Below are 13,504 nucleotides of genomic sequence, written 5' to 3'. Positions count from 1 at the left end.
GGTTTCGTAAAAAAACAACAAAAATATGCCAAAAAAAGCGGCTGTGGCACAGTGCCCCAACCGCATTTATTTTCAATTACTTCAAATTACGCTTCTGATACTCGCCTGCCGCCTTCACAAAACCGGCGAACAGAGCGTGGCCATCACGAGGAGTAGAGGTGAACTCCGGGTGGAACTGCGCAGCCACGAACCAGGGGTGATCCGGGATCTCGATGATTTCCACCAACTTCTTGTCGGCGGAGAGACCGGTCACTTTCAGACCTGCCGCTTCAATCTGCGGCAGCAGCTTGTTATTTACTTCGTAACGGTGACGGTGACGCTCGTAAATGGTCGGGCTGCCGTACATCTGACGCACTTTGGAATCTTCGACCAGGTGGCAGAGCTGGGAACCCAGACGCATGGTACCGCCCAGATCGGACTTCTCGGTACGGGTCTCGACGTTGCCCTCTTCATCCACCCACTCGGTGATGAGGCCGACGACCGGATACGCGCAATCTTTCTTGAACTCGGAGGAGTGAGCCCCTTCCATACCCGCTACGTTGCGAGCGAATTCGATCATGGCAACCTGCATGCCGAGGCAGATACCCAGGTAGGGGATCTTGTTCTCGCGGGCATACTGGGCAGCCAGAATTTTGCCTTCCACACCGCGCTCACCGAAGCCACCCGGCACCAGGATCGCGTCCAGACCTTCCAGCAGCTCGGCACCACGGGTCTCGATATCCTGAGAGTCGATGTACTTGATGTTGACGGAGTGACGGGTCTTGAGACCACCGTGCTTGAGCGCCTCGTTGACGGACTTGTAGGCGTCCGGCAGGGAGACATACTTGCCGACCATACCGATGGTCACTTCACCAGTCGGGTTGGCCTCTTCGTAAATAACCTGTTCCCACTCGGACAAGTCAGCCTCTTTGCACTCCAGACCGAAACGCTCGGTGAAGTAGGAGTCCAGGTTCTGGGATTTCAGCAGTGCCGGGATCTTGTAGATGGAGTCGACGTCTTTCATGGAGATGACGGCGCGCTCGGGCACGTTGCAGAACAGGGCAATCTTGGCGCGCTCGTTGGCCGGAATGGCACGGTCGGAGCGGCAGATCAGTACATCCGGCTGGATACCGATGGAGAGCAGCTCTTTAACGGAGTGCTGGGTCGGCTTGGTCTTCACTTCACCGGCAGCCGCCAGGTAAGGAACCAGCGTCAGGTGCATGAACATGGCATTGTTGCGACCCACTTCGGCAGCCAGCTGACGAATGGCTTCGAGGAACGGCAGGGACTCGATGTCACCTACGGTACCGCCCACTTCGACGATGGCAACCTGATGGCCTTCGGCACCGGCAATCACCCGCTCTTTGATGGCGTTGGTGATGTGCGGGATAACCTGAATGGTGGCGCCCAGATAGTCACCACGACGCTCTTTACGCAGTACGTCGGCGTAGATGCGGCCGGTGGTAAAGTTGTTGCGACGGGTCATCTTGGTGCGGATGAAACGCTCGTAGTGGCCCAAATCCAGATCGGTTTCGGCCCCGTCCTCGGTTACGAACACTTCACCATGCTGGGTCGGGCTCATGGTGCCCGGATCCACGTTGATGTACGGGTCCAGTTTCATGATGGTCACATCCAGACCACGGGCTTCCAGAATGGCTGCCAGAGAAGCTGCGGCAATGCCTTTGCCGAGGGATGAAACAACGCCACCAGTAACAAAAATATATTTGGTCGTCATGCTGAACCTGAAAGAAGTTTAGGGAATTTTAAGGGGTGCTTCGGGGATGAAGCAGGACGGGGAAACAGTATACCAAAAACCCCTCTCCCAAACAATGAGCAAAAATCTATCAGGCTCACCGCCCCCCCATCTTGCGCCAAATCAACTTTGCTCGGTTTCCTTCGCCTTATCCCAGGCAGCATCGAGCTTTTCGAGGGTGCAATCGGTCATTTTCAAGCCTTCTGCGGCGATTATCTGCTCAACCTGACGAAAACGACGTTCGAACTTGGCGTTGGCGCCGCGCAGCACCTGCTCCGGATCCTTGCCCAGATGACGCACCAGATTGACGGTGGCAAACAACAGGTCGCCGAGCTCGTCGCTCACCCGCGCCTCGTCCAAATCGGCCATCAATGCCTCTTCCATCACCTCGTCGATCTCTTCGTGGATCTTGTCCACCACAGGCCCCAACGTCTTCCAGTCAAAACCGACGGTGGCGCAGCGTTTCTGAATTTTGGCGGCGCGGGTCAGGGCCGGCAGCGAGAGCGGGATATCGTCCAGCACGCTCTCTTTGTCGAGGGCCGCCCGCTCCTTAGCTTTTTCCGCCTCCCAGTTCGCTTTTACCGCCTGCTCGTTGGAGAGATCCGCATCGGAAAAAACGTGGGGATGACGGCGAATGAGCTTTTCGCTCACCGTATCGATGATATCGGCGAAGTCGAACAAGCCCCGCTCTTTACCCAGCTGGGCATAGAACACCACCTGAAACAGCAGGTCGCCCAACTCCCCTTTCAGCCCCTGCCAATCTTCGGTCTCGATGGCATCGGCCACTTCGTAGGCCTCTTCCAGGGTGTGCGGCACTATGCTCTGGAAGTCCTGTTTCAGATCCCAGGGGCAGCCGTTTTGCGGATCGCGCAGGCGGGCCATGATATCGAGCAATTGAGAGAGGTCATAACGTTGGGACATGGGATATTCGCTTTCGATTTGTTCAAAAAGGGTCGTAAATGCAGACCGGCCACTGGGGCCGGTCGGTTCGATATCAAAGCCGTTTGGCGCTGATCACGTCGTTAAGCTGACTGAGCTTGGCCAACGCCCGGTTGAAGGCGTTGATGTTGTAAATTTCCAGCTCCATGTCGATCTCGGCGGTCTGTTCGCGCACATTGGAGCGTGAGCGCACCCCCATCACATTGATCTTCTCGTTGGCCAGCACGGTAGTGATATCGCGCAGCAGGCCGGAGCGATCGTTGGAGATGATCCGGATGGTGAGGCCATAGCCGCCGGAGTAGTTCTCCCCCCACACCGCATCGATCAGCCGCTCCGGGTTGCGCCGTGACAACTCCTTGAGCTGCTCGCAATCTTCCCGGTGGATGGATACGCCGCGCCCCATGGTGATAAAGCCCTGAATGGAGTCCCCCGGAATCGGCTGGCAGCAGCGGGCAATATGGGTCATCAGGTTGCCGACCCCTTCCACCACTATGTGGTCTTTGGGCTTGTGGCGCATCGGCGCATTGGCCTTCTGCTCCAGCTTCTCCAGCAAGCGGCGATCTTCCTCTTCCGCCGTCGGCTTGTTGTAACAGGTGTCGAGATAGTTGAGCACCTGGTTGATGCGGATATCGCCGCTGCCGATACCAGCCAGCAGATCGTCGGTGCTCTCCAGATTGAAGCGACGCAGCATGTTGCCCTTGTCGATCTTGGACATGCTGAGGTTGTGGCGATCCAGCTCCTTCTCGAACAGCTCGCGACCGGCCACGATATTCTTGTCCCGATCCAGTTTTCTGAACCAGGTCGCCACCTTGGCCCGCGCCCGGCTGGAGCGCAGGAAGCCGGCGTTGGGGTTCATCCAGTCGCGGCTCGGGTTCGGCTCTTTCTGGGTGATCACCTCCACCTGATCGCCGGTCTGCAGCGCGTAGGTGAACGGCACGATACGGCCGTCAATCTTGGCGCCGATGCAGCGGTGACCGATCATGCTGTGGACGTGATAGGCAAAATCGAGCGGGGTGGCGCCAGCCGGCAGGTCGATGACATCCCCTTTCGGGGTGAAGACGTAGACTCTGTCCTCGAACACCTGACTGCGCAGATCTTCCAGCAGGGAGCCGCTCTCGGAGAGATCCTCCTGCCAGGCGAGCAGCTTGCGCAGCCACTCGATCTTGTCTTCGAAGGTGTTGGCCTTGCCGCCTGCCTGTGCCCCTTCCTTGTAGCGCCAGTGCGCCGCGACGCCGAGCTCGGCGTCCTGATGCATCTGGTCGGTACGGATCTGGATCTCCACCGTCTTGCCTTCAGGCCCCACCACTACGGTGTGGATCGACTGATAGCCGTTGGGTTTGGGGTTGGCGACATAGTCGTCAAACTCGCGGGGAATGTGGTGGAACTGGGTATGGACGATACCGAGCGCCGCATAGCAATCCTGCAGCCGCTTGGTCACTACCCGCACCGCGCGCACGTCGAACAACTCGTTGAATTCGAGGTGCTTCTTCTGCATCTTGCGCCAGATGCTGTAGATGTGTTTCGGCCGACCGTACACCTCGGCGTCAACTCCCGCCTCTTTCAGGCCATTACGCAGGGATTGCACAAACTCGCGGATGTAGCGCTCGCGGTCGAGCCGCTTCTCGTCGAGCTGCTTGGCGATCTGCTTGTAGGTATCCGGGTGCAGGTAACGGAAGGCGAGATCTTCCAGCTCCCACTTGAGCTGGCCGATGCCCAGACGGTTGGCGAGCGGCGCATAAATGTTGGTGATCTCCTGGGCCATCAGCACCCGGGTCTCTTCATCTGCCGTCTTCGCTTCCCGCAGGCAGGCGATCCGCTCCGCCAGCTTGATCACCACGGCACGCACATCCTCGACCATGGCAAGCAACATGCGACGCACGTTGTCGACCTGCTCCGGCGAGGTTTCGCTGCGATGGAGGGTCTGCAGGGAGCGGATGGCCTCCATCTCCAGCACCCCTTCCACCAGCTTGGCGATCTTGGAGCCGAAGTCCTCGTCCATCCGCTCCTGGCTGATGAGACCGGCTTCGACGAAGGGGTAGATGATGGCCGCTTTGAGGGTACCGATATCCATGCTGAGCATCTGCAGGATGCCCACCATTTCGATGCCGCGTACCAGCAGCTTGCTGGTCAGCGCCTCGTCACCGAGCGTCAGACAATACTGGTAGACGGTTCGCAGCTGATCCTTTTCACTGTCACTCAAGGAGAGCGAGCTGACCCACTCTTCCAGGGTGAAGTTGTCTTTCAAATGAATATCGCGAACCGCAACCATGGTATCAATCCTTTAAATTATCGGGCCGAAAGCTGTCACTTTCCCCCTCATGAGATTGCCTCAAATGGGGATATCCAGCGCACTTTTCAAGGCATATTGTCCAGAAAGACAATAGAGCGCGCCAACAGGCCCTGCCGAACGACGAGGGTCTAGATTACCCCAATCACACCAGCTCAAACAGCCGCAGACATGCCAGATTACATATCCGCATCGCCGAACTGATGAGTCATTTACTCCCGTTCAAACAGCGCCATGGACTCCAGATGACCGGTGTGAGGGAACATGTCGAGCATGCCGAGGCGCACCAGACGGTAACCCCCTTTCACCAGCACCTGACTGTCCCGCGCCAGGGTGACCGGGTTACAGGAGACGTAGACCACCCGCTTGGGTGAAAGTTTCACGACGTGTCCCATCACTTCCAGCGCGCCGGGGCGAGCCGGATCCAGCAGCACCAGATCAAACCCTTCCCGCGCCCAGGACATGCCGACGATGTCATCGCTCAGGTCGGCCTTGTAGAAACGGGCATTGGTGATTCCGTTGCGACGGGCATTCTCTTCGGCCCGCTGCACCATGGCCAGTTCACCTTCCACACCCACCACTTCGCGAGCCTGACGGGCCAGCGGCAGGGTGAAGTTGCCGATACCGCAGAAGAGATCGAGCACCTTGTCATCCTTGCTCGCCCCGAGCCATGTCAGTGCCTGCTCGACCATATTCTGGTTGATGGGGCCGTTGACCTGAATGAAATCACCGGGAGCAAACGCAAGAGACAGGCCATCCAGCGAGTAGGATGGGGAAAATTGTTGCTGCAGCGCTTCGATGCGATCATCGGCCGCCTGCAGATAGAGGTCGATCCCCTGCGCTTTTGCAAACTCCACCAGCAGGGCGCGATCCGCCTCATTGGGGCGGCCGGTGTGGCGCAGCAGCATCATGATCCCCTGCTCGGCCTGGATAAGCTCCGCATGGCCCAGCTCGCGCTGGCTCTTGAGGCGATTGAGGCACTCACGCAGCGGGGCAATCAGCGCAGAGAGCGGCTCGGCCAGGACCGGGCACCCTTCGATCTCCACCAGATCGTTGCTGTTGCGGCGGCGGAAACCGACCCGGGTGCAGCGACCGTTCTTGTCAAATTTGATGGCCAGACGACAGACCCGGCGGTAGGCACGATCTTCACCGGTCAGTACCGGCTCCAGCGCAGGCGCCTTGATGTTGCCCAACCGCTCGAACAGGCTGACCAGTCCCGCCGCCTTGGCGGCTTGCTGATCGGCAACCGACATGTGCTGGGCACTGCAACCGCCGCACTCGCGATAATGGCTGCAAAAGGGAGCGATACGATTGGCCGCCGGGGTCACCACCTGTTGCAAGGCGGCGTGACCATACTGCTTTTTCTCTTCGGTGATGCGTGCCTTGACGGTCTCGCCGGGCAGTGCCCCTTCGACAAAGATCGCCTTGCCCTGATGGCGACCGATACCGACGCAGTGGTGATCGAGGGTGTCTATCGTAAATTCAATGCGTTGGAGCTGGGTGGACTTCTTTTGGGGCTTGAAAAACTGGGCCATAAAACTTGGTGCCTATAGGTGGCTATGTCATGATTGTGGAATCTGCTGCCGGGTATTGTCCCACAAGAATAATAGTATGACCAAATACGGCCACAGAGCCCGTGTATTGCCATCAACCCTATCGCCAACCCTGTTCACTGGTGGCCTGTTCGTATGACCAAATATGGCCTGAGAGCACGCGTTCTCGCCTTCACCATCCTGCCGACCCTGATCATTGGTGGCCTGATGGCCGGTTACTTCACCTTCCACCGCTACCAGCAGCTGGAAAACAACCTTATTGATCAGGGGATCAACATTATCGAACCGCTGGCGATCGCCAGTGAATACGGGATGACCCAGCACAGCCGAGAATCCCTCAAGCGGCTGATTGGTCTGACCCATCGCAAGAACTCTCCCTTTATCAAGTCCATCGCTGTTTTCACCCAGGACAACCAGCTGTTCGTCACCTCGAACTATCACCGGGATTTCACCCGGCTCAGGCTGCCCGATGGCGAGCCCATTCCGGACCTGACCAGCGTGACGTTTCAGGGGGACGACATTATTTTGCGCACCCCGATCCAGGCAGAAACCAGTCTAGATGGCTTCCCGCTGCCCAGCGATGTAGAGCCGCCGATGATCGGCTACATCTCGATGCAGATGGCGACCGACAGGGCCATGTTGCTGCAATACCGCGACACCTTCTTTGCGGTGATCATGGTGCTCATCGGGGTCGCCTTCAGTACCCTGTTTGGCTTCCGTCTGGTCAAGAGCGTGACCCAGCCCATCACCAACATGGTGCAGGCGGTGCACAAGATCAGGGAGGGGCGGCTCGATACCCGGGTCAGCGGCCAGCTCACCGGCGAGCTGGATATGCTGAAAAACGGCATCAACGCCATGGCCAAGGCGCTCTCCGAATATCACGAAGAGATGCAGCAGAATATCGATCAGGCCACCTCTGACCTGCGCGAAACCCTCGAGCAGATAGAGATCCAGAACGTCGAGCTCGACATGGCCAAGAAGCGGGCGCAGGAGGCGGCGCGGGTCAAATCGGAGTTTCTGGCCAACATGTCCCACGAATTGCGTACCCCGCTCAACGGGGTCATCGGTTTTACCCGCCAGTTGCTGAAAACCAGCCTGACCCCGAGCCAGACCGACTACATGCAGACCATCGAGAAATCGGCGCGCAACCTGCTTGGCATCATCAACGACATCCTCGACTTCTCGAAGCTGGAAGCGGGCAAACTGCAGCTGGAACATATCCCGTTCAGCCTGCGCGACACCCTCAACGAGACCATGCACCTGCTCGGCCCCAGCGCCCACGACAAGCAGCTGGAGCTTTCCCTGCGGGTGGATGCCGATGTGCCGGACTACCTCACCGGCGACCCCATGCGTCTGCAACAGGTGCTGACCAACCTCACCGGCAACGCCATCAAGTTCACCGAACAGGGCAACGTCGATGTCCATATCGAGCAGACCGGCAGTGGCAACCACAAGGTGAGGCTCAACGTCCAGATCCGCGATACCGGCATCGGCATCTCCCAGGAGCAGCAACATCAGCTGTTCCAGGCCTTCAATCAGGCCGACTCCTCCATCTCCCGCCGTTATGGCGGCACGGGTTTGGGCCTCGTCATCACCCAGAAGCTGGTGCAGCAGATGGGCGGCCAGATCCGCTTTGAATCGGAGCTCGGCAAAGGCTCCATCTTCTCGTTCAGTCTGGATGTGGAGGTCTCCCCCCTGCCCCAGACCGAACAACTGCCGCTGGATCGGATCCGTGGCAAACGGCTCTGGCTGCTGGAACCGGATCCCTTCGCGCAAGCCTCTCTGCTCGCCCTGCTGGCGGAGTGGCACCTCGATGTGCACCCACTGACCAGCGATGATCCCTTGCCCGAGATGAGCGAGCAGGAGATGGTGATCATCGGCAGCAGCACCCTGCATACGCCGCAGCAAGTGCTCGGCCGTCTCGACAGACTGAACGGCCAGCAGCAGAACACCATAGTGCTGCTTAGCAGCCACGAGCCGGCGCTCTATGAAGCGATGCTGGCTCATGGCGCCCAGCACTGTCTCTCCAAACCGGTCAACCATCGCAAGCTGCTGCACGCCCTGCTCTCGCCGGAGTCGAGCCGCCAGAAGCTGCCTGCGCAACCTGCGCCGCGCCAGTTGCAGCCGATCAAGGTGCTGGCGGTGGACGACAACGCCGCCAACCTCAAGCTGATCGCCGCCATGCTCAAGGAGATGGTGAGTCAGGTGGTGGTGTGCAAAAACGGCAAGGAGGCGGTCAAGCAGGCACAGAGCCAGCCGTTCGACATCATCTTCATGGATATCCAGATGCCGATCATGGATGGCATCAGCGCCACCCAGGCGATCCGCAACCAGTCCCTCAACACCACCACCCCGATCGTGGCGGTGACCGCCCACGCCATCCCCGGAGAACGGGAGCGGCTGATCCGGCAGGGGATGGACGACTATCTGGCCAAGCCCATCGACGAGAGCATGCTGGCCCAGCTCATCACCGACTTTGCCCATCGCCGTCACCAGAATAATGGTGCCCAACAGATCGACTGGGCACTGGCGGTGCGGCAGGCGGCGGGGAAAGAGCATCTCGCCAGAGAGATGCTGACCATGCTGCTGGCCAGTTTCGACGAGGTCGAGCCGGTGCTGGATAGCGCGCTGGCGGGCGAAATTGAAGATAGCGAGGTGCTGGCCCAGCTCCATCGCCTCAACGGGGGCTGTGCCTATTCCGGGGTGCCGGGACTGCAACGGCTGCTCTCCCAGCTGGAGCAACAGCTGCGTGACGGCGTGCCGGTCAGCGAGCTGGAACCAGAGCTGCTGGAGCTGCAAGATGCGCTGGAACTGGTGCGCCAGGAGGCGCCCCGCTATCTCGGCAAGGCTTGATGAACTTGACCTGAACTGTAGCGGCCCGCTTTTTCTGACGCGAGGGCCGCCAGATGGTAAAGTTGCGCCGTTTACACAGGAGTCAGCATGACCAACAACGATATTCTGCGCCGTCTGCGCTACGCCCTCACCATCAGCAACGACCAGATGGTCGAGATGTTTGCCAAGGGCAACCTGACGGTCACTCACGCCCAGCTGCACAGCTGGTTGATGAAAGAGGCGGCGGAAGGTGAAGAGCAAGAGGCAGGCTATGTTGCCTGTCCCGACTCGGCCCTGAGCCAGTTCCTCGACGGTTTCATCATCGCCCGCCGTGGCGTGCGGGAAGATGCCCCGCCCCAGGTGATCCCGAACCGTATCAACAACAACATGATCCTGCGCAAGCTGCGCATCGGTCTCAACTTCAAGGAAGAGGACATGCTCGGTACCCTCAAGCTCGCCGACTTCAACCTCTCCAAATCCGAGCTCAGTGCCCTGTTCCGCTCCAAGGATCACAAGCACTATCAGGATTGCGGGGATCAGATCCTGCGCAACTTCCTGATTGGTCTCACGGCCAAATACCGCGGCTAACCAGCCGCGCGACTGACCAGACCGGGCCTTCGACATGTGCCAGCGACTCACTCCTCCCACGCTCAGCAGACTGACTGTGGCAGGGGGATGGCGCTGGCGCTGTCTTCTTCCCCTCTTCTTTCTGCCACTGGTTCTGCTGCTGGGTGGTTGTACTCCGTCCGAATATCAGCTCTCTACCCGCTATCAGAGCGCCAACCAGAACGAGCGGATCGCCTTTCTGATCCTCCACTACACCGATGAAGACGATGCCAACTCCTTGCGCCTGCTGACCGAGCCGGAGCACAAGGTGAGCGCCCACTACCTGATCCCCCGCGACAGCCACGAGACCCCGCTACCGGTCTATCAGCTGGTGCCGGACAGCGCGCGCGCCTGGCATGCGGGACGCAGCCGTTGGCACCAATATGCCGGGCTCAATGCAAGCTCCCTTGGCATCGAGATCGTCAACCTCGGCTATCCAGCGGAAGATGAGCCGCTGGCCCCCCATGCCCGCCGCTGGCAACCCTATACCCCGCAGCAGATAGCTGCCGTCGGCGCCCTCAGCCGGGAGCTGGTCGCCCGCTACCAGATTCCACCGACCCAGGTACTGGGCCACAGCGATGTCGCCCCCGAACGCAAGCAGGATCCCGGCCCCCACTTCCCCTGGCGCCAGCTCTATCTGACGTACGGGGTCGGCGCCTGGCCAGATGAAGGTCGGGTGGCCGAGTTGCTGGCCAGCCCCTTGCCCGACTGGGATGCGGCCATGTGGCAGCAGCAGCTGGCCCGCTATGGCTATGGCCTGCCCCGGAGCGGCCAGTGGGATGAGCAGAGCCGCGCCGTCATGAGCGCCTTTCAGCTCCACTTTCGCGCCAGCAAGGTCGATAGCAAACCGGACCGCGAGTGTCAGGCCATCCTGATGGCGCTGATCGAAAAATACTTCCCCTAATACTCATCCATTGTCCCCGTTGCTGCGTACTGTTTGATAGCCGTTAGCTATCAAACAGTTAGGCACAAGCAATTGTCCCTGCATTTTGCAAGGCGTTATTCTGACTGCGTTCCGAAAGAGAATTTAAAACCGATTTCCAAATCTGGAGGTGAATGATGAAAAGCCCGATTGGTCTTGATACTGCTCAATCACAAGCCCTGGCAGCCGAGTTGAACAAATTGCTGGCCAGCTACCAGATCCTCTACATGAACGTGCGCGGCTTCCACTGGAATATCCGTGGCAACCAGTTCTTCGAGCTGCACCTGAAATTTGAAGAGATTTACAACGACCTGCTGCTGAAAGTCGATGCACTGGCCGAGCGGATCCTGACGCTGGATGGCGTGCCCATGCACAGCTTCAGCGACTACCTGAAAGTCTCTGCCATCCCCGAGCAAAAAGGGCTGCACGATGGCCGCGCCTGTGTCGAATCCCTGCTGGATAGCTTCCGCGAACTGCTGGTCGCCCAGCGCCGAATTCTGGGCCAGGCCGCCGAAGCCGGTGATGAGGGCACTGCCTCCATCCTCTCCGACTATGTGCAGCAGCAGGAAAAACTGGTCTGGATGCTGCGCGCTTATCTGGCCTGATAGTGAACCAAGCCGACTACAGCGTACGTATAATTGTTTGAGTAAGTACCGGGCCGGAAGCACCTGACCAGACCACGGCCCAATCCGTCTGATTGTTATGTTCTGTTGCAAACCTGAGTTGTCTCTCCTTTTATCCACCCGCTTGCCGCCCTGTTTGGGCGGCTTTTTTTGTTTTTGATCTGCATCAAGGGAATCTTAATTGGCAAATTGAATGCCTATTAAGTTTTTCGTGAGAGGAATAGAATCGCCACAAAACAGACAACTGAAATGTCCAATTAGGAGAGGCATGATGTTTTGTGTGCAATGTGAACAGACAATTCGTACCCCGGCAGGCAACGGCTGTGCCTACGCACAAGGTATGTGCGGCAAGACGGCGGAAACCTCGGATCTGCAGGATGTGCTGATCTATACCCTGCAGGGGCTCAGCGCCTGGGCGCTGGCCGCCCGCGAGCAGGGCATCATCGACCGCGAGATCGATGCCTTCGTGCCCAAGGCCTTCTTCGCCACCCTCACCAACGTCAACTTCGACTCGAATCGCATCGTGGCCTACGTCAATCAGGCCCTCGCCTATCGCCTGCAGTTGGCCGATCGTCTGACCGCCATGGCGGTGCAGGTCAACGACTTGCCACACTCCGCTTACTTCGAACCCGGTGCCGAGCTGCTGGAACAACTTGCCCATGCCGCACCAGCCGCCCCCAATCGGGGCAAGAGCGAGGTGAACGAGGACATCATGGGGCTGCGTCTGCTCTGTCTTTACGGCCTCAAGGGCGCCGCCGCCTATATGGAGCACGCCCGGGTGCTGGCTCAGCAGAGTGACGAGGTGGCCGCCGAATTCCACCGCATCATGAGCTGGCTCAGCACAGACCCGAGCGAAATGGGTCGGCTGTTCAGCTGTGCCATGGAGATCGGTCAGCTCAACTTCAAAATCATGGAGATGCTGGATCTCGGTGAAACCAGTGCTTTCGGCCATCCGGAACCCACCCGGGTACGCGTAACACCCATCTCCGGCAAGTGCATTCTGGTCTCCGGCCACGACATGATGGATCTCAAGCTCATTCTGGAACAGACCAAGGGAACCGGCATCCATGTCTACACCCATGGTGAGATGCTGCCTGCGCTAGCCTATCCCTTCTTCAAGCTGTACCCCCATCTGGTGGGCAACTACGGATCCGCCTGGCAGAACCAGCAGAAAGAGTTTGCCAACTTCCCGGGCGCCGTGGTGATGACCTCCAACTGCATCATCGACCCGAATGTGGGCAACTACTCGGATCGCATCTTCACCCGCTCCATCGTCGGCTGGCCGGGCGTAACCCATCTGGAGGGGGACGATTTCTCCGCCGTGATCGCCAAGGCCCAAGCGCTGGAAGGCTTCAAGCACACCGAGCTCGAGCACTTCATCACCATCGGCTTTGCCCGCAACGCCCTGATGCAGGCTGCGCCCGCAGTGATTGAGAAGGTCAAAGCCGGAGAGATCAGCCACTTCTTCCTGGTAGGTGGCTGTGACGGCGATAAGGCCGAGCGCGCCTACTTCACCGAGTTTGCCAAGGCGGCGCCGCGCGACAGCCTGCTGCTCACCCTGGGCTGCGGCAAATACAAGTTCAACAAGCTCGACTTTGGCGATATCGGCGGCATTCCGCGTCTGCTGGACGTGGGTCAGTGCAACGATGCCTACTCCGCCATCCAGCTGGCGCTGGCGCTCTCCGAGGCGTTCGAGTGCGGGGTCAACGATCTGCCGCTGACGCTGGTGCTCTCCTGGTTCGAGCAAAAAGCCATCGTCATTCTGCTCACCCTGCTCTCCCTCGGGGTGAAGGACATTCGTACCGGCCCAACCGCCCCCGCCTTCCTCACCCCGGCGCTGCTCAAGGTGCTGGAGGAGCAATTCGGCCTGAAAGGAACCACCACGGCCGAGGCTGACCTGGCCGAGATCCTGGCGGCCTGATCGGCACCTCATGTTGTAAGCGTTTGGCGAGCCGCCCGGCTCGCCTTTTTTCTGGACCCGGCTTTTTCACCAGACGTTTTTCAACCCGT

Annotated in this window: 9 protein-coding genes; 5 read left to right on the top strand and 4 right to left on the bottom strand. The window is 59.1% G+C overall.

Annotated features, from left to right (window positions below; all coding sequences use genetic code 11):
- Positions 1–76: 76 nt before the first annotated feature.
- From pyrG to rlmD, 4 genes are all read right to left on the bottom strand, one after another.
- Positions 77–1,714 (bottom strand): glutamine hydrolyzing CTP synthase, encoded by a 1,638-nt coding sequence (gene pyrG / locus AB5Y84_RS14025; RefSeq protein WP_005335584.1) that lies wholly within the window; start codon positions 1,712–1,714, stop codon positions 77–79.
- A 141-nt stretch (positions 1,715–1,855) separates the two neighbouring features.
- Positions 1,856–2,653 carry a nucleoside triphosphate pyrophosphohydrolase gene (gene mazG / locus AB5Y84_RS14020; protein WP_368177190.1) on the bottom strand — a complete coding sequence of 266 codons (798 nt, stop codon included), beginning with the start codon at positions 2,651–2,653 and terminating at the stop codon, positions 1,856–1,858.
- 73 nt (positions 2,654–2,726) lie between these two features.
- Positions 2,727–4,940 carry a GTP diphosphokinase gene (relA, locus tag AB5Y84_RS14015; protein WP_005335588.1) on the bottom strand — a complete coding sequence of 738 codons (2,214 nt, stop codon included), beginning with the start codon at positions 4,938–4,940 and terminating at the stop codon, positions 2,727–2,729.
- Between the two features lie 230 nt (positions 4,941–5,170).
- The gene (rlmD, locus tag AB5Y84_RS14010) at positions 5,171–6,493 is read right to left on the bottom strand and encodes a 23S rRNA (uracil(1939)-C(5))-methyltransferase RlmD (RefSeq protein ID WP_257725365.1); all 1,323 of its coding nucleotides are present in this window, start codon (positions 6,491–6,493) and stop codon (positions 5,171–5,173) included.
- Between the two features lie 153 nt (positions 6,494–6,646).
- Between rlmD and barA the strand changes: the two genes are divergently transcribed.
- From barA to hcp, 5 genes are all read left to right on the top strand, one after another.
- Positions 6,647–9,364, top strand: coding sequence for a two-component sensor histidine kinase BarA (gene barA, locus AB5Y84_RS14005; RefSeq protein ID WP_257725364.1), 2,718 nt, complete (start codon positions 6,647–6,649; stop codon positions 9,362–9,364).
- Between the two features lie 87 nt (positions 9,365–9,451).
- The gene (locus AB5Y84_RS14000) at positions 9,452–9,931 is read left to right on the top strand and encodes a DUF1456 family protein (protein WP_005343323.1); all 480 of its coding nucleotides are present in this window, start codon (positions 9,452–9,454) and stop codon (positions 9,929–9,931) included.
- Between the two features lie 34 nt (positions 9,932–9,965).
- Complete coding sequence (locus tag AB5Y84_RS13995; protein ID WP_349930509.1) at positions 9,966–10,853, top strand: N-acetylmuramoyl-L-alanine amidase; 888 nt, start codon at positions 9,966–9,968, stop codon at positions 10,851–10,853.
- A gap of 155 nt (positions 10,854–11,008) precedes the next feature.
- Complete coding sequence (locus AB5Y84_RS13990) at positions 11,009–11,476, top strand: Dps family protein (protein WP_005362843.1); 468 nt, start codon at positions 11,009–11,011, stop codon at positions 11,474–11,476.
- A 289-nt stretch (positions 11,477–11,765) separates the two neighbouring features.
- The gene (gene hcp, locus AB5Y84_RS13985) at positions 11,766–13,415 is read left to right on the top strand and encodes a hydroxylamine reductase (RefSeq protein ID WP_349930539.1); all 1,650 of its coding nucleotides are present in this window, start codon (positions 11,766–11,768) and stop codon (positions 13,413–13,415) included.
- Positions 13,416–13,504: the final 89 nt, after the last annotated feature.

This window comes from Aeromonas sp. s11, from assembly GCF_040907945.1.
Lineage (GTDB): Bacteria > Pseudomonadota > Gammaproteobacteria > Enterobacterales > Aeromonadaceae > Aeromonas > Aeromonas veronii.
Note: the sequence above shows the minus strand (reverse complement) of the source record. Positions and strands in the feature narration are given on the sequence as shown.